Below are 15,801 nucleotides of genomic sequence, written 5' to 3'. Positions count from 1 at the left end.
CTCCGTTGGCGCTTCGCCTTCCACGAGGCGGGTCACGCGGTCGTTCATCATACGCTTGATCTCGGGCCTGTTCGCGGCCTCAATATCGACACCGGGCAGGGCGGCTACAATCTCGTCGGCTTCCACGTCTGGGCCACCGACACCCGTGACTGGTATGAAAACATGCTGGCCATGCTGATGGCTGGGCGGGCTGCCGAGCAACTGGTGCTAAAACGTGTCTCGAGCGGTTCTGGAGGCGCCGACGACAGTGATCTGGCGAGGGCCACGCGGCTCGCCTTCGATATGGAGCGGACGCTTGGCTTCGGAATCGAGCATCCGCTGCTCTATCGACCCCATCGCGATCCGGGCGCCGTCCTCGATCGTGATGTCGACCTGGCCGCTCGCGTTCATGCTCGGCTGGAGGCGGCGCTCGATCGGGCGGCGGTGATCCTCAAACGACGCAGGCCGACTTTCCATGCCCTCGCAAAGGCGCTGTTCGAGGCCCAGGCGATGAATGAACAGGCCGTGCTGGAAATTCTGACAGACGGTGAACTGTCTTCCTAAAGCTGCATTTTGCCAGACCTATGACATCATCGTACGCGATCGAATGGTGCAGGGGCGCTTGGTCGAGGTCCTCGATCACACACGCGAGCGGACGAAACCCTTTTCCATCATTTTCGCTCCGCACCGGCGGCTTTCGTCCGCGATGCGGGCGCTCATCGACTATCTCACTCGCGTAGCGTCAAGCATTTGAGCCCGTCTCCGCACGAAGCCGGTGTGCCGAAGCGACAATATGGTCTCGGACATAGGCGATCCGGGAATGGCGCAAGGCGCCCTTGTTCCAGACGAGATATAGAAGGTTTTCCGGGCCAGGGAGTACTGTTGGAAGTCCAACCATGTGGCCGGCAGCGAGATAGTCGGCAGTAAGATAGTCCGGAAGGACCGACCATCCGGCTCCCGCCGGGACGAAATTCGCAAGCAGCCGCAGATCCGGCGCGGCGATGACGGCCTGATATGGCGGCGTCTCGCCGAAGACCGCCTGAATGAACTCGTGCATAAGCAAGACAGGGCAGATCGCCGAGAATGGCCGCGATCAGCGTTCGCCCCATGATCTGCTGACGAATTTCCGGCGCCGCCACAAGGAGCAGCCTTGTCCGGTACGGACATCGTGACAGCGAGATCGACGGCTCCCTCATCGAGAAGCGACCTGACACGTTCCCGATTCCCCATTTGAAACCGGAATTTGATCCCATCGATCTGAAGCGGCCCGACTGTTTGCAGGAGCTGAGCCGAGGCGAATTCGGCTGGCCCGGCGATGTGAACCGTTCCCTGCATGGTTCGCGACCGTAACTTCAAAACTCGAGACTGCTGTCCAGCGCATCCAGTTGCGGTGCGATTGCTCGGGCGCGATCATCGGCGGCCGCCGTTGGTAACACCCCGCGTTGAGCACCACCTTTCCGAACGACGCCTGCCGCGCCGGAAACCCTGCTCGAGCCCGATGTTCTGGATCATCCTGCCGCTTTCCGTCTCGTGCTGACGGCATGCTTCCTGCATGGTTGCGATCATGTGCTTCTGGGACTCGTCATGCCGTAACGCTTTGTGAGAGAGTTGGCCGTGGCTGCGGGCGAAATCCTGTCGGCACGGATATCGCGCAGCATGCGGCGGCCGAGCTGTGTCGAAGACCGGCTCATGCGGTCAGTTCGGAGGTTCGGTCAACCGGGCCATTATAGCGGACATTTGGTGGATACGGTGCAGCGGCTGTTTATGTCGCAGAGCCATCAGCGACGGTTCAATCAGTAAGACAGGAAACGTCCACCGAAAATAACTCCCGTCCAAGACAGCATGGAGATCAATGCGGCAACTTTCGCGCCGAACGGAGTGACAGCGTCGATGTCCCACCATTCGACTTTTCGATAAACCCCCTTGTGAAACACGAGGATATTGACTGCGGCCAACGCAATAAGGCCGAATTTCCAAGGGGCCGCGGCGCTCTTTGAGATGATATACACGAGACCCGTGAACATTGCCGACCCGGTGATTGCGACGATTGCGAAACCTAAATGAGAGATGGGGAGCAGGAGCCGTATCGTGGTAGTGACGCTGATGCTTCGTCGCCCTAACCCAAGTAGCCGGAGGTCAACCATCAATGCGGGTCCGAGCATCACCACGATGCCCAGCACATGAAGGCTCATAAGGGTCGGGTAAAGATAGGGCCTTGTGCGCACCGCTTGTCCAACAGGCGACTGTTCCATCCACCCGAATGTGGAAAGGAACCATAGAGAAACGGCTTCCATTTGTGTTCCTGGCCTCCGATGCAGGAGTGGAGTCGCCGCCGAACTCGCATTCGACGGCGACGTGTACTATTGCTGGACCGGCTCCGGCCGTTGCGGGAATGAGGTCAGTTGCTGCCAAACGCCCTGACCGTTGGCGAGCCAGAACATGACGGGTCGCAGAGCCTGCTTGTCGGAAGAACCAAGATATCCGACAACCTCGATTTTCTCACCTGCCTCAAGCGGCCGGTTCAGGTCCCAGCGCTGCATCCATTCGGGCCCGGCTAGCACGAGCTCGATCTCGTCGTGTCCACCATCATATGGTCTGGCCGACGCAATCGTTGCCCTACCGTCGATTTCGTTGGCTCCTTCAGGCAGGGCCCGCGATGTCCAGTCAGCAGGGAGCGCGGTGGAGTCGACCTTGAGATGGACCTCGCTATGGGGATTACCCCAACGCACGTTGATCACCGTGCCGACCGCGTAAAAGGCTCGGCTGGTGTCGAATGAGTTCCATCCGTGATGCGCGGTTGCCACCGTCGCAATACCGATTGTCGCCAACGCTGCGGCCGTTGCGATCATTTTGGTCATAAAGCTTTTCGTCATGATTACTCCCATTGACGTGTTGTTGTGAGAAAGCCCGACGCTCAATCCCGGTATTGCTCCTCGGTCACCTGGTCGGACCATGCGACGTTGTTACCGTTTTCCATGTAGGTGAGTGCGATGTGCCGCATCATCGTGTTGTCGGTTGCGCCGTGCCAGTGCCGAACGCCTGGCGCGAACCAGACGACGTCGCCCGCCTTCACGGTACGTTTTTCGCCACCATCCTCCTGAACCCAGCCAAGACCGTCGGTGACAATGAGGAGTTGCCCGCGCGGATGCGAATGCCAAGCCGTGCGTGCGCCCGGAGCGAAGCTCACGTGTCCGGTATTGTGTCCATTGTGTTCGTTCGCTGCGAGCATGGATTCGACAATCACCGTGCCTGTGAACTGGTCCGGCGACGCCAGAACCGATTTTCGAGAACTCGCTTCCGAAATCTGGATGCCTTCCGCGACGGCGGGGCCGCTCATTGCGGTAAGAGCGGCGGTAAATATGATCTTCTTCATAGGTCGTCTCCTATTGAACGTTGGGTAGATGAACTTTGTCAGTTCGTAGCTATGCAGCCGTAGGTGAAGACAAAGTCGTTCCCCGACTGCGATTGATCGGCGGGACTGGCAGCGTCCAAGATTTTCCGAGACGCGCACCGCATTGTCGGGGTTGAACTACTGGAACTGCCAATCGCCATCGGTGGTCACGGCTCGTGAAGAGTTCCTCCGTGATGTCACCGCGGTTGACGGTCACGTAGCGCACCCTGTCTTCAAAGCCTTCCGGAAACTTCACGAGGTTTTCCTCGGCGATGGCGGGCGCTGATGATGACCGTGCCAAAGGTTGCCAAAGGGGGTATAGAAAGAGATTCACGCTCCTCCGAGCAGAACGCTGCGGCGCCCAACCCCGATCAGATGTTCCGGATCATTGCAATTCTTGCACATGTTTCGTCTCCTTGATCGACAGGCAGCGACTGAGTCAGCCTAGAGATAATCGAAAACGGCCAAGGTATTAGACCGCGATCCACGAATGGACTTATGAGTGGAAGCAATAGATCAGGTGCTGGAAGGCGTTGCCCTTAGGCGGATCGCAATGAGGGATGCGGCTGCGACAACAACAGAACTGACGAGGAACACACGGCCCGTTCCGGCCTTGCCCGCGAGGAGTCCAAGGATCGGGCTTGATACTCCAAGCGCGAGGTCAAGGAAGGCGGTGTAGGTTCCCATCGCAAGGCCTTTGGCTTTGGCCGGGGCACGTTGGACCGCTTCGACACCAAAGCCCGGATAAACCAGGGAATATCCAAAGCCAGTCAGGACAGCGCCGGCGAATGCAATGACCTCCGTGGATGCGAGCCAGATCATCGCCAACCCGATCGCCTCAATCGCGAGGCAGGCAAGCGCGACCCGAGCGCCCCCCAGCTTGTCGGTAATGTGGCCGAAGAAGATGCGGGCCAGGATAAAGGACACGGCAAAGGCGCTCACCCCCAACCAGACAGGCGTCCAGCCGCGCTCCGCAAACAATAACGAGGCAAAGGTCATCATCGCGCCGAACCCGAGACTGCTCATCGCGAGGCCGACACCCGGAAGCCAGATTGCGCCGAGTACGGACACCATCGGTGCCTTCTGCGGAGCGTGAGACGTCAACGATGCCTGAGGAAGAACAATGGCGAGGGTAACAAACGGGATGGCAGCGGTTGTGATGGCTATGGCGATAAAACCGTATGCCTCGTAGAGCGAGCCTCCAAGCGGAGCGCCGACAGCAAAGGCGGCATACATCGCCGTGCCGATCCAGGCGATGACTTTGCCCGTGTTGGCAGGTCCACCAATGATAAGGCCCCAACTGACAGCTCCGGTGATGATGAAGCTCTCCGCTCCGCCGAGAATGGCGCGGCCGAGGAGGAGAGCGGTGACAGATGCGGTGGGGCTGGATAGCAGTGTGAGAGAAAGCAGGTAGAGTAGCCCCGCAACCGTTGCCCCAACAAGACCCAGCGTGACGGCGTTCTTTCCGCCTCGCGCGTCGGCGAAGCCTCCCGCCCAGACCCTCGATACGAGGGAGGCTGCAAATTGTCCGCCCGCCACAATTCCCACCGCAAACCCGCCAAGGCCAAGACCATTGTGAACATGTAACGGGAGCACAGGAAGTGCCAATCCTATGGCCAGGAAGGCGGTGAACACGGCTACCATGATCGGCAGCAGGACGATGGCCAAAGAGCCGGAACGTCCGAGATGAGATTCATTATAAGGCATCTGTTGAACTCCGCTGATCGCGGACTAACCCGCAAGATCGTGATCTGCCGTGTAATCTAAGGGCTGGGTTCTTAGTTGATTAGCTGATAAAACAAGCAAGGACTTATGAAGGGCGCTTATATATGCTGCGAGAGAATGTTGCCGACCTCCTGTTCTTCTTAGCCGTGGCGCGGGAAAAGAGTTTTACGCGGGCAGCAGCCCAGCTCGGGGTATCGCAGTCCGCCCTCAGTCATACAGTCCGTCAGTTGGAAGAGCGCATGGGCGTTCGTCTGCTCACGAGAACGACCCGCAGCGTCAACCCAACGGCCGCGGGCGAACGGCTGCTGGAAAACCTGACGCCTAGGTTCCAGGAGATCGAGCAGGAACTGGTGGCCGTGACTGAATTCAGGGAGACACCCGCGGGGACCGTACGTCTCACGGCGATGGACTATGCGATCAGGGATATCATCTGGCCGAAACTCGCCAAGGCGCTTCGGAAATATCCCGATATCAACGTTGAGATCGTAACCAGTTATGGTTTCACGGACATCGTGGCAGAGAAGTTCGATGCTGGCATCAGGCTGGGAGAGTCTGTGTCCAAAGGTATGATCGCGACCCGTATTTCGGGTGATATTGCCTACGCAGTGCTCGGGTCACCCGAGTATTTTATTGATCGTCCTAAACCGTTGGTCCCACAGGACCTCACGGCTCACAAATGCATAAATCTCAAGCTACCGAGCCATGGGGGAAATTACGTTTGGGAATTTGAGAAAGATCATCAGGACGTCAGGATTCGGGTCGAGGGGCAGATTACCTGCACGACGGGTCCTCAGATCGTTGCGGTAGCCTTGGATGGTTATGGGCTTTGTTACCTTCCTGAAGGCATGGTCAAAGATGAGCTAAAAACCGGCCGGCTTGTGCGGGTTCTTGAGGATTGGACCCCGCCCTGGACGGGGTACCACATCTACTATCCGAGCCGCCGCCAGCCATCCGCCGCCTTTTCGGTCGTTTTGGCCGCCTTGCGCGAAAGAGGTTGAAACAGCCTTTCAGACGGAACGCGAACCGCATGTTTAGTTGCGGCATACCCGGACCCACTTTGTGCCCCGCTGTCAAGTGCGGCTTTTCAGGACTTCTGCGACTATCGGTCCGGCGGAGAACGCGTTGGGCCATCCCGCGTAGAACGCGACCTGAGTGACGACTTCACCAGCCTGTTCGGGTGTCAAGCCGTTGTTGAGCGCCCTATTGAGATGTCCCGCTAGCTGAGCTACCTGACCGTTCGCCATGAGCGACGAGATGGTGACAAGGCTTCTGTCACGGGGCGAGAGGTCTGGACGAAGCCAGACGTCTCGAAATAGTGGGTCGGTCGTGAAGTCGGTTAGCCCAGGGGACGCCCCACCCAAAAGACCTGCAACCGACTTCTGGCGCGCCGCTTCACCTTCTTCGTTCAGCGGCAGGAAATCCGGCGTTGCGGCGGGTAATTGATCCTCACCGATGTTTCGCTCTGTAAAGACTTCCCCGGCTATCGCCACCGCCGACATTGCGTTCGTCCAGCCTGCATAGAACGCGAGGTGCGTGATGATCTCGGAGACTTCTTTCGGCGTCACGCCGCTGTCGAGTGCGACATTGATGTAGTGCGGCAGATCGGCCGTCTGGCTGCGTGCAACGAGGATCGCGAGTGTCACGACGCTCCGATCTCGGGGCGAGAGCTGCGGTCGCTTCCACAGCCCCTCGATTACGTCTTCTTTTTCGTAGCGTCCGAGCGCGGGAGCCACCTTGTTGATGGTTTCCGATGAAGCGACGGTGGAGCGCGTCGGGCTGAAAGGCTGCTGCGCTGTTGTCGGTTCGGCGGAAAGGGTGGCAATTGTCAGGGTGGCTGCAGCAAGGTGTTTCATGATCCTATCCTTCTGATGGTTGTCCACCCAAAAAGGATAGGTTTCGATCGCCGGCGAGATTAGAAGTCGATTGTTCATAGGACTTATCGGGTTGACGCATAAGTCGGAATTTTAAGACACGACGTCTGCTTAGAGCTGGAAGTGACCAAGGTTAATTGAGAAACACCCTCGCCATCGAACTGCTTTACGGAGAGTTGACCGTCGTCCCCCCGCTATGAAATTCAGCGTGGTTGAAAATCGAAACAACATCGCAACTATATATTGATGAGCAGATCAGCTGGTCGAAGGTTCGAATCTTTTTCTGGTGCCTCATCACGATGTATGCAGGCGATCGTTAGGTCGCCTTGCATGACCTGTTTCGGTTTTGAGTGAGGGACGGAGCCTCCAAAAAAACCGGCGTTGCTGTAAAGGACGCAACGTCCGGTCGATTGCTTCCATCTATGATTTACGACAATAGCTCCTTGAGCACGGTAACCACCAAATTGTGGTCTTCGACGTTGGGAAGGCCGCTGACTGCAACGGCACCGATTAGCGTTCCACCCTTTAGTATCAAAGGAACGCCTCCGCCGCTTGCGACATAATCGGCCGGCGGAAGTTTGAATTTTTGATTGAAGTCATAACCGCCCTCCTCGGCCTCGAGTCTGAGCTGCAGTGAGCTACGGTGAAAACGATGAACGGCTGCGCATTTCCGGCGAGTCCAGTCGAAATTGTCAATCGTTGCGCCGCCGACAAGGGTCGCAAAAACAACATCCATGCCATGGCGAACTTCGATGGCCACCGGCAACTTGTCCTTATATGCCCTTTCGCGAATTTGCTTTCCTAATTCCCAGGCGAGCTCGTAGTTGAATTTCGTCAGTTCTAGCGACTTTTGCTCTTCGGCCAAGACCGCCAAAGAAGGTGTTTGTTCTGTCATGTTAGCGATCCTCTTTTCATGAACGTCGGGTTCTGTCCTTGGCCCGGCAATACGATAAATCTCCTCCAGCATAATCCAGAGTCAGTCTTGCCGGTAAGTGGAGTTTTATCGCCTTGGAAAGCGTTGAGTGGGTTTAGCCAGCTACGACAAGGCCGTGTTGAGACCATCATTCACCAAGCGGCACAAAACGAAACGCTTCACCCGCTCTCTCGACATAGCCGACGCCTGGGAAAGGTAGGTGATAAAACAGCGCGGGAATTGCCTTGTCGGCCAAATAGCGCAGAATCTTGATGCGAGTATCGACACCTTGTTCGCGGTCGGTATCGAAAAGCATCGTCATTGAGGGGAACGCCAACTGACATTCGTGATGAACAAGATCCCCGACAACAAAGAGTGCGGATCGGCCCGTTCCAACAACAAAGCTGGTGTGGCCTACCGTGTGGCCCGGAGTGTGCATCGCGATAACTCCCGGGAAGGTCTCATCCTCATCGGTGTGGAATACGAGCCGCCCAAGGTTCGGCGTCAACTGTCGCCGAGCGACTAGGGCAGACCGCTCTGATCGGGTGCCGAGTCGATCGTCGGATAGCCAAAAGCTTACATCGAACGGGTGAAGATGTATGGACGCATTGGGAAACATGTGATTGCCAGCAGGAGTCATGAGCCCACCAATATGATCGAGGTGGGGATGCGTCGGTATGACTGCATTTATCGCGTTTGCGGAGAATCCGGCAGTTGCGAGCGTCCGGGTGAGGAGATTGGGTCCGCCTCCCGAAATATCTTCCACACCGGTTTCAAAGATCGCTATCCGGTTTTTGCACTCAAAAACCAACACGTTCTGATCGACGAAAAGGTTTCTAGTCGCATCCAACGAGCTTGGCTCGGGCAGTGTAAATGCCCGGCCAGGACTACCGATGTCTAGTAAGCCCGCCGAGACGATGTGCGCCAAAGTATCGCCGAGTTGGATTGTCCGAAAGAGAGAGGGGTCTGATTTTTTTCTCGAAATGGCTTTTCGCATGTTTGAATAGTCCTTCGATAGTAGAGCCCTCTACGCGAAGTTTTCATGAAAAACCCGCCACCATCAACTCGACGCTATAAGAACTTTAATAGCCCCGGCAGCAGTGCGCTCGCCTGAGGCCGCATTGAGCGCTTCCACTGAACGCTTATGCATGCAAGCATCGCTGCCATGAGATGGGCTCTCAATGTCAGCCCTGATGATATAACTCAAAGTTATATGTTGTTTTGTTTCATATCTATCTGAAAGAATTATGTTTTTTACAGAAAGGCCGCCAATCCTTCATGATGTTCGATGGAGCTGCAAGGCCAGCGCGTTGACAATTGTAAGGTGGGACCGAATACAGTTCGGCCAAGCGAACGACATGGAGGCCATGAGCGACACTATCATTGGGCGTCGATCGCAAATCAAATGCGGCGCAAGAATGCCGCGCGCAGGAGGAAGACATGCATCGATTTGACGGCCGGACTGTAATTGTAACCGGCGCAGGAAGCGGCATCGGAGCCGCATGCGTACGACGGCTCTATGCTGAAGGCGCAAATGTCGTTGCTGTCGACGTGACTGAGGCCGCTGTCCATAAGATCGTCTCGGAATTCGACAACAGCGCGCGGGTTGTGCCAGCGGTCGCCGATGTATGCGATCAAGTCGCAGCCCTGACGCTGGCGAGCGAGACCCGCGCCCGGTTTGGCTCGCTGAACGGTCTGATAAACTGCGCGGGTATCACAGGTGTGGCCAACATTGTGGACGTTGAGCCCGAGAAGCTTGAACGCGTTATGGGCGTGAATCTGGGCGGAACAGTCAACATGTGCCAGGCTTTCGTTCGTGCTGTTCGGGACGATCATGGCCCAAGAGCAATAGTCAACATCTCCTCAGGTGCAGGCGTCATGGGCGTCCCCAATCGATTGCCCTATGTGGCATCGAAGTTTGCCGTATCGGGTATCACCAAATCGATGTCGCCAGAACTCGGACCTCTGGGAATCAGGGTTAATGCTGTCGCTCCTGGTATGACCAAGACGCCGCTGGTTGAATATATGCTCCAGGACCCTGAGGCTGTTGCGCGCATCAACGCCGCCCACCCGATCGGCCGCATAGGGGAACCAGAGGAGATTGCCGCCGTCATCATATTCCTGCTTACGGATGACGCGAGCTTCATGACGGGCGCTGTCGTATCGGTAGATGGCGGCCAGACCGCCTGCCTGTAACTAGGAATAATGCGAACTTCTTCTCGGGTCACGTATTCGCTGATCGATGCGAGCACATCCTGATGATGAAGCATGGTTACAAAACGTCCGGTGGAGCGCGCCGGGCGTGGTGAGGCGCAGCTACGTCTGGATGGGTCGCCAAAATGTCTTCTGGAGGAGGAGCAATGGAGAATAACCAACGAGAGCAAACCGATAGGCCGAACTCGACGCCGTTGATTTCAGTGCGCGACCTTTCGATGAGTTTCGGCAGCCACAAAGTTCTCCACGATATAAACCTCGACATCTATCCGGGAGAGATTCTGGTGTTGCTCGGTCCCAATGGCGCCGGGAAATCTACGTTTCTCAATATAATCGGAGGAACGCTCCATCCGACGGCAGGAATGCTGGAAGTGTCTGGGCAGGTGGTTGAGTTCGAACAGCATGCCGGCGGCAAGGTAAGGACGCGAGGTATCCAGCGCGTTTTTCAGGAACTCTCCACTTTCCCCAATCTGACAGTCGCTGAGAACCTTGCGCTCACGTCCAGTGAGGTTCGGAGCGGTTCCCGCAAAACTATCGTACACGGCGCTTCCGAGAGGCTGCGGGTATTCCCAGGAAACGGGATTGACGTTCGCTCAGAGGTGGCCGAATTGTCGATTGCCGAGCGCCAAATGGTGGAAATAGCCCGTGCTATGACGGAGCCGTCAACACGCTTGGTCATTCTCGATGAGCCCACTTCGGCATTGTCGCTTCGTGAAGCGGATCAACTGGCGGACCTGGTGACGCGGAAAGCCGCCGAAGGCATCGCCATCATCTACGTGACCCATAAATTGGAGGAAGCGATACGGCTTGCTCATCGTGTTGTTGTTTTGCGGGACGGCCGTGTCCACTTCGATGGAGATGGGAGGAATGTGACGCATGACCAACTGCTGACAATGCTCGGCGCAACAGTCGATCAGCATGAGCCAGCAAAGCAGGTAGAGCGGTTGAGTGGATCTTACGACCTCTTAAGAGTGGAAGATCTGTCCTCCAGTCACCTTCATAATATTAATATTCGGATTGGCGCTGGAGAAATCATCGGTATTGCTGGCCTGGAAGGCGCCGGTCAGCGCGATCTGCTACAGGCGATATTCGAGGCTCGTGCCTGTACAAGACCCCACATTACCTCTACCAGCGATATTGCCTATGTCAGCGGTGACCGAAAGCGCGAGGGCCTGCTGCCGCTCTGGGACGTCGAAACGAATGTCGCGATATCGGCGGCGGCTCTGCATTCGAAAAGAGGCCTCGTTGATTTCAACAGTCTAAAGCGTACCGCTCAATTTTGGCTGAATGAGCTAGGCCTTGCGCATCGCGCGAATTCACCGATTGCCAGCCTCAGCGGAGGTAATCAGCAGCGAGCTCTTTTGGGTAGGGCGCTTGCCAGCGATGCTCCATTGTTACTCCTCGATGATCCAACGCGCGGGGTTGATGCGAATGCAAAAGCCTCCATCTATGAGCTTCTCGATGGGATGAGGGCCAAAGGTCGTAGCGTTATCCTGTACTCGACCGAGATTGCAGAATTTCAGAAATGCGATCGTGTTTATGTCATGGCGCGCGGGCACGTTGTTGCTGAATTCGAGGGATCGGAAGCCTCCGAAGAGAGAATCGTCCAAGCGTCATTCAAGTGGCCGGCTCAAACTCCTCAGAGTTCGGAATTAGATAGACAAGTCGTTGGTCACGGCAACGAAAGCCGAGGTCTCAGGCGTGCATTATCATGGCGCTCAATGCCCGCCGCTTTCCTGATGATCTTCATGTTCGGGCTGGCGTTCTGGCAGCAACCCAACGCCATGAGCAGCTTTGGGCTCGAACTGCTCCTCCAAGCTTCTGTTCCTTTGGCCTTCGCGGTGATCGCCCAAATGCTGTTTCTCCTGGGCGGCGATATCGATCTTGGTCTCGGCTTCGCCATTGGGCTCGTGAATGTGCTTGCGGCGACCTATCTCGTGGACGCTCCAGCAATCGGCGTGCTCGCGATAGGATTCGTTATCGTTGGCTACATGGCGCTTGCGCTCATGGTGGAGATTCTTGGCGTCTCTTCTGTCGTGGCCACACTCGGCGCTTCTTTCGTCTGGCTTGGCGCCGGACTGATGATACGTCAGACACCGGGGGGCAGCTCCCCTGAGTGGCTTTCGGCAATCATGGGCGTGAAGTTGTGGCCACTACCTTTGGCCTGCTACATCCTCTTGTGCACCGCGCTCGCCGGAATATGGATCTGCCGGGGTTGGGGCTACAGCATAAAACTACGTGCGCTGGGCCACAACCGCCGCATATATCTCTCGCTCGGTTTCTCGGCGTTGGCCGGTCGTGTGATCCTCTACACTCTTGCCGGAACGTTTGCCGTGTTATCGGGTCTCCTGCTGACAGCGACGACAGGGGCTGGAAACGTGCACGTCGCTTCGAGCTTCACCTTGGCGACTGTCGCCGCCGCTGTCGTCGGTGGCGCGAGTTTCGCCGGGGGCATCGTCTCACCAACCGGCGCGATCATGGCGATAGTCGGTATTTCTCTTGTTACGACGAACCTTACCTTTCTTGGGATCAGTTCGGAGTATTCCACCGCCATCGGTGGCCTGATCCTCATCCTCGCTCTCAGTTTCCGCTCGCTTGGGAGATCGATTGAAGCATGATTCAAAATTCAAACTCCCCTGGCGTTGACCTGTCGGCTACTCAAGTTGATGCCCGATCAGGATTCTGGCGGGACTTCCGGGACCGCTCCTGGATAGGCGCCCTCGTTGCGGCAATGGCGCTCTGGCTTCTTGCGGCATACATCACAGGTACGCTCTCACTCTCCTTTATTCTCGCCAATGCGACGATTGCGGGCTTCTTGGCAATCGCCGGGACAGCACAAATGACGGTTATTGCCAGCGGTCCAGGTAATTTCGACCTTTCGTTGCCCTATGTGATCACTTTCGGCGCCTATGTCATGTCGGCCGGTTTCCTGGGGCAGGGAAACATTCTTGGTTCACTCGGCCTGACCTTGTTAATCGGAGTGGTGGCAGGGGCCCTCAATGCGGCACTGATCGTGAAACTAAAAATACCCGCAATAGTTGCGACATTGGCTTCCGGATATATTATCTATAGCCTTATCGTGGCAATCCAGGGCGGCGGCTTCTCGCGGATCGGCGGCATATTCGAGGCTGCGCTGCGGACTCGCGTTTTCGGGGTTTCCGGCGCACTCGCGGTCAGCGTGATCACCCTTGTATTCGTCGCGTTTCTGCTACGCCGAACAATCTTTGGCCTGCACCTGCACGCCATGGGCCAAAATCGTCAGGCCGCGCGTCTTGCCGGCGTGCGCAATGGCTGGACGACCCTTGGCGCGTTCGTTCTCTCCGGGATTTTAGGAGCGTGGTTGGGCGCCTTGCTCGCAACTTATCAGGGAGGAGTTTCTGCGGATCTGGGTCGAAGCTTCCTCCTGGGATCTGTCGCATCGGTCGTTGTGGGCGGAACCCGTATCACGGGTGGTGTCACGTCCGTTGTCGGAACGGCAATTGGCGCATTAGTGCTCACGCTCACCCAATCCGACCTCATTCTTCTGCAGTTCAGCATCGGTGCGCAATACGTTATCCAGGGACTTATCGTTCTTTTGACCGTTTGCCTCGTCGCCCTGCGGACACGCGCCGGCACTTAAAGCCGCAATCAAAATCATCGAGGAGGAGAACTATGATGACGAAACGGGTAGGGAAACAACTCGCGTTGACAGCCATCGCATCGTTGATTGCAACACTGACTGTTGTATCAGCAGAAGCCAAGGACGAGATCATGATCGGTGTGGCTATGCCTTTCCAGGGTAATAGCTGGCAGAAAGGTTTCTTGGCTGCTGCCCAGTGGGCCGCAGGAGAGTTGAGCAAAGATGGCAAGACGGTGAAGCTCAACGTTGTCGATGCTGCTGGCGACGCCCAGACACAAGCTCAGCAACTCAACAACATGACTTTGCAAGGGGTAGACTTCATCATCCTGGAACCCCTGTCGGATACGGCGTTGAACGGAGCTATCGACAATGCGGTAGGTGCTGGAATTCCTGTTCTTACGACGGCTCTGGGTTCAGTCACCAATGCAAAAGCGATCGATCTTCAGTTCGACTATGATGAGCTCGGTGAAAAATACGTAAGCTACATAGCGCAGCGAACTGGCGGCAAGGGCAATGCGCTGAACATTCGCGGTCTCGCAGGCAACGCAGCCGAACAGGCCATTCAAGATGGCTATATCAAAGCATTGGCGAAATATCCGGATATCAAGATCGTTTCCGAAGTGTATGGGGACTGGAACCAATCGGTAGCCCAACAGCGAGTCTCGGCGATCCTGCCCACGCTGCCAAAGATCGACATCATCTTCTCACAAGGTGTCGCTGCCTTTGGCGCCGCCCAGGCTTTTCTCGCTGATGGTCGCGACGTGCCTTTGCAGGTCTATGGCTTCGACGGCACTGATGTGAACCTGTTACTCGATCTGAATTCCAAGTCGGGCTACGAGTCTGCGGCGATCAACGTCGATCCGGGGATCGGCAGCCTGGCGGTGAACGTCGCCGTTGCCAAAGTGGAGGGCGTCAACGTGCCGATGAAGATGACCGCCCCGATCCCGACGATCACGCTGGACGACCTGAAGACAAAATACGCGGGAATGGCTGACAGCGATATCGTATGGGTCAAGTATGCCTATGACTGGACGCTGACGAACGTCATCGGCGCGCAGTAGTCGACTTCAGTCCCATCATAAAAGCCAACCCTTTCTTTTTTCTGCTTGCGGTATTCGATTGACCGAACGCCGCAAGCTTTTTTCCTTTTGCCAGAAGTGAGGTGCTGCGATGTCCCAGTTTTACGAAATTGTTGAAAAAGTCTTCCTGGAGATGGTCGCGCCCATCTTCCCGCCAGAAGAACTCTACAGCGCAGGTCTGTTTACGGAAGGGCCCGCCTATTTTCCTGCGGGACGATACCTGTTGTTCACCGACATACCCAATGACCGGATATTACGCTTCGACGAGACGGATGACTCAATCAGCGTGTTTCGGCAGGATTGTGGTCACCCGAACGGTCAAACGGTCGATCTCGAAGGGCGGTTGATTACCTGCGAACACAGGTATCGCCGTGTGACCCGTACCGAGCATGACGGGAGGATCGTGACCATCGCCGATCATTGGCGCGGCAAAAAATTCAACTCGCCCAATGATGTCGTCGTGACTTCCGATGGCGCGATCTGGTTCACCGATCCGACTTATGGCATTTTGCACGACCTCGATGGCATCAAGGCGGAGCCGGAAATAGAAGGCCGCCATGTCTACCGTATCGACCCGCAAACCGGTGAAGTCGAGGCAAAGATAACCGACATGGTGATGCCCAATGGCTTGGCCTTCTCGAAAGATGAGACTACCCTATTCGTCGTCGACAGCGGTAAAAGTCATTTCGATGAAGCGCCCGCGCATCTTCGCGCCTTTAATGTCGATTCTGCGGCCCGAGTAACCGGTGGTGATGTTCTGGCAGATTGCCCTGTAGGGATTTTCGATGGCCTGCGGATGGATGCAGAAGACAACATCTGATCACCGCGGGAGACGGCGTCTATTGTTATGATCCCCATGGGACGTTGCTCGGTAAAATCTTGCTCGGCAAGATAGCTGGAAATCTTGTATTCGGGGGGGCTCGGCGTAATATCATGTATGTATGCGCCACGAACAGTCTTTACAGGGTTCGGCTAAAGATCAATGGCCGCGCACGCTAGTCTCCTTTGTA

14 protein-coding genes and 1 pseudogene are annotated in these 15,801 nt (G+C 56.4%); 7 read left to right on the top strand and 8 right to left on the bottom strand.

Going from position 1 to position 15,801, the window contains the following annotated elements; genetic code table 11:
• Nucleotides 1–543 (top strand): ATP-dependent Zn protease (locus L901_RS08350; RefSeq protein ID WP_059755432.1); only part of this gene is annotated, 543 nt, incomplete at its 5' end.
• Nucleotides 544–721: 178 nt separating this feature from the next.
• On the opposite strand, the gene L901_RS08345 is transcribed toward L901_RS08350, so the two are convergent.
• The 5 genes from L901_RS08345 to L901_RS08325 form a co-directional block, all read right to left on the bottom strand.
• Nucleotides 722–1,036, bottom strand: a complete 315-nt coding sequence (locus L901_RS08345) for a LysR substrate-binding domain-containing protein (RefSeq protein WP_059755430.1) — start codon at nt 1,034–1,036, stop codon at nt 722–724.
• Nucleotides 1,037–1,772: 736 nt separating this feature from the next.
• A complete protein-coding gene (locus tag L901_RS08340; protein WP_197419704.1) occupies nt 1,773–2,273 on the bottom strand; it encodes a hypothetical protein in 501 nt (166 codons plus the stop codon).
• A gap of 66 nt (nt 2,274–2,339) precedes the next feature.
• Nucleotides 2,340–2,852 (bottom strand): DUF6152 family protein, encoded by a 513-nt coding sequence (locus tag L901_RS08335; RefSeq protein WP_147401491.1) that lies wholly within the window; start codon nt 2,850–2,852, stop codon nt 2,340–2,342.
• 41 nt (nt 2,853–2,893) lie between these two features.
• The gene (locus tag L901_RS08330) at nt 2,894–3,352 is read right to left on the bottom strand and encodes a cupin domain-containing protein (protein WP_059755426.1); all 459 of its coding nucleotides are present in this window, start codon (nt 3,350–3,352) and stop codon (nt 2,894–2,896) included.
• A gap of 534 nt (nt 3,353–3,886) precedes the next feature.
• Nucleotides 3,887–5,077 (bottom strand): arabinose transporter, encoded by a 1,191-nt coding sequence (locus L901_RS08325; protein WP_059755423.1) that lies wholly within the window; start codon nt 5,075–5,077, stop codon nt 3,887–3,889.
• A 122-nt stretch (nt 5,078–5,199) separates the two neighbouring features.
• Between L901_RS08325 and L901_RS08320 the strand changes: the two genes are divergently transcribed.
• Complete coding sequence (locus tag L901_RS08320; RefSeq protein WP_059755421.1) at nt 5,200–6,093, top strand: LysR family transcriptional regulator; 894 nt, start codon at nt 5,200–5,202, stop codon at nt 6,091–6,093.
• Nucleotides 6,094–6,165: 72 nt separating this feature from the next.
• Here L901_RS08320 and L901_RS08315 read toward each other — a convergent pair whose 3' ends face one another.
• The 3 genes from L901_RS08315 to L901_RS08305 all read right to left on the bottom strand — a co-directional run bounded on the left by L901_RS08315 (nt 6,166) and on the right by L901_RS08305 (nt 8,876).
• Entirely contained in the window at nt 6,166–6,948 is a 783-nt protein-coding gene (locus L901_RS08315; protein ID WP_059755487.1) for a carboxymuconolactone decarboxylase family protein, read from the bottom strand.
• Nucleotides 6,949–7,393: 445 nt separating this feature from the next.
• Nucleotides 7,394–7,861, bottom strand: a complete 468-nt coding sequence (locus L901_RS08310; RefSeq protein ID WP_059755484.1) for a heme-degrading domain-containing protein — start codon at nt 7,859–7,861, stop codon at nt 7,394–7,396.
• Nucleotides 7,862–8,027: 166 nt separating this feature from the next.
• A complete protein-coding gene (locus L901_RS08305) occupies nt 8,028–8,876 on the bottom strand; it encodes an MBL fold metallo-hydrolase (RefSeq protein ID WP_059755417.1) in 849 nt (282 codons plus the stop codon).
• A 443-nt stretch (nt 8,877–9,319) separates the two neighbouring features.
• Here L901_RS08305 and L901_RS08300 point away from each other — a divergent pair, with 443 nt between their 5' ends.
• From L901_RS08300 to L901_RS08280, 5 genes and pseudogenes are all read left to right on the top strand, one after another.
• Nucleotides 9,320–10,075 carry an SDR family NAD(P)-dependent oxidoreductase gene (locus tag L901_RS08300; RefSeq protein ID WP_059755414.1) on the top strand — a complete coding sequence of 252 codons (756 nt, stop codon included), beginning with the start codon at nt 9,320–9,322 and terminating at the stop codon, nt 10,073–10,075.
• Between the two features lie 164 nt (nt 10,076–10,239).
• The gene (locus tag L901_RS08295) at nt 10,240–12,711 is read left to right on the top strand and encodes an ATP-binding cassette domain-containing protein (RefSeq protein ID WP_059755411.1); all 2,472 of its coding nucleotides are present in this window, start codon (nt 10,240–10,242) and stop codon (nt 12,709–12,711) included.
• Complete coding sequence (locus L901_RS08290; RefSeq protein WP_059755409.1) at nt 12,708–13,712, top strand: ABC transporter permease; 1,005 nt, start codon at nt 12,708–12,710, stop codon at nt 13,710–13,712. The genes L901_RS08295 and L901_RS08290 overlap by 4 nt, the downstream gene beginning before the upstream one ends.
• Nucleotides 13,713–13,747: 35 nt before the next feature.
• Nucleotides 13,748–14,773 (top strand): substrate-binding domain-containing protein, encoded by a 1,026-nt coding sequence (locus tag L901_RS08285; RefSeq protein WP_120356892.1) that lies wholly within the window; start codon nt 13,748–13,750, stop codon nt 14,771–14,773.
• A gap of 109 nt (nt 14,774–14,882) precedes the next feature.
• A pseudogene (locus tag L901_RS08280) lies at nt 14,883–15,790 on the top strand (SMP-30/gluconolactonase/LRE family protein).
• The last annotated feature ends 11 nt before the right edge of the window (nt 15,791–15,801 follow it).

This window comes from Agrobacterium sp. D14, assembly GCF_001526505.1.
GTDB classification, from domain to species: Bacteria; Pseudomonadota; Alphaproteobacteria; order Rhizobiales; family Rhizobiaceae; genus Agrobacterium; species Agrobacterium leguminum.
Note: the sequence above shows the minus strand (reverse complement) of the source record. Positions and strands in the feature narration are given on the sequence as shown.

Bases quoted from the DNA above. Each gene is read 5' to 3' on its own strand.
- L901_RS08290 (WP_059755409.1), top strand. From the start codon at position 12,708: ATGATTCAAAATTCAAACTCCCCTGGCGTTGACCTGTCGGCTACTCAA.
- L901_RS08340 (WP_197419704.1), bottom strand. From the start codon at position 2,273: ATGGAAGCCGTTTCTCTATGGTTCCTTTCCACATTCGGGTGGATGGAA.
- L901_RS08325 (WP_059755423.1), bottom strand. From the start codon at position 5,077: ATGCCTTATAATGAATCTCATCTCGGACGTTCCGGCTCTTTGGCCATC.
- L901_RS08345 (WP_059755430.1), bottom strand. From the start codon at position 1,036: ATGCACGAGTTCATTCAGGCGGTCTTCGGCGAGACGCCGCCATATCAG.
- L901_RS08320 (WP_059755421.1), top strand. From the start codon at position 5,200: ATGCTGCGAGAGAATGTTGCCGACCTCCTGTTCTTCTTAGCCGTGGCG.
- L901_RS08305 (WP_059755417.1), bottom strand. From the start codon at position 8,876: ATGCGAAAAGCCATTTCGAGAAAAAAATCAGACCCCTCTCTCTTTCGG.
- L901_RS08335 (WP_147401491.1), bottom strand. From the start codon at position 2,852: ATGACGAAAAGCTTTATGACCAAAATGATCGCAACGGCCGCAGCGTTG.
- L901_RS08285 (WP_120356892.1), top strand. From the start codon at position 13,748: ATGACGAAACGGGTAGGGAAACAACTCGCGTTGACAGCCATCGCATCG.
- L901_RS08295 (WP_059755411.1), top strand. From the start codon at position 10,240: ATGGAGAATAACCAACGAGAGCAAACCGATAGGCCGAACTCGACGCCG.
- L901_RS08330 (WP_059755426.1), bottom strand. From the start codon at position 3,352: ATGAAGAAGATCATATTTACCGCCGCTCTTACCGCAATGAGCGGCCCC.
- L901_RS08315 (WP_059755487.1), bottom strand. From the start codon at position 6,948: ATGAAACACCTTGCTGCAGCCACCCTGACAATTGCCACCCTTTCCGCC.
- L901_RS08300 (WP_059755414.1), top strand. From the start codon at position 9,320: ATGCATCGATTTGACGGCCGGACTGTAATTGTAACCGGCGCAGGAAGC.
- L901_RS08310 (WP_059755484.1), bottom strand. From the start codon at position 7,861: ATGACAGAACAAACACCTTCTTTGGCGGTCTTGGCCGAAGAGCAAAAG.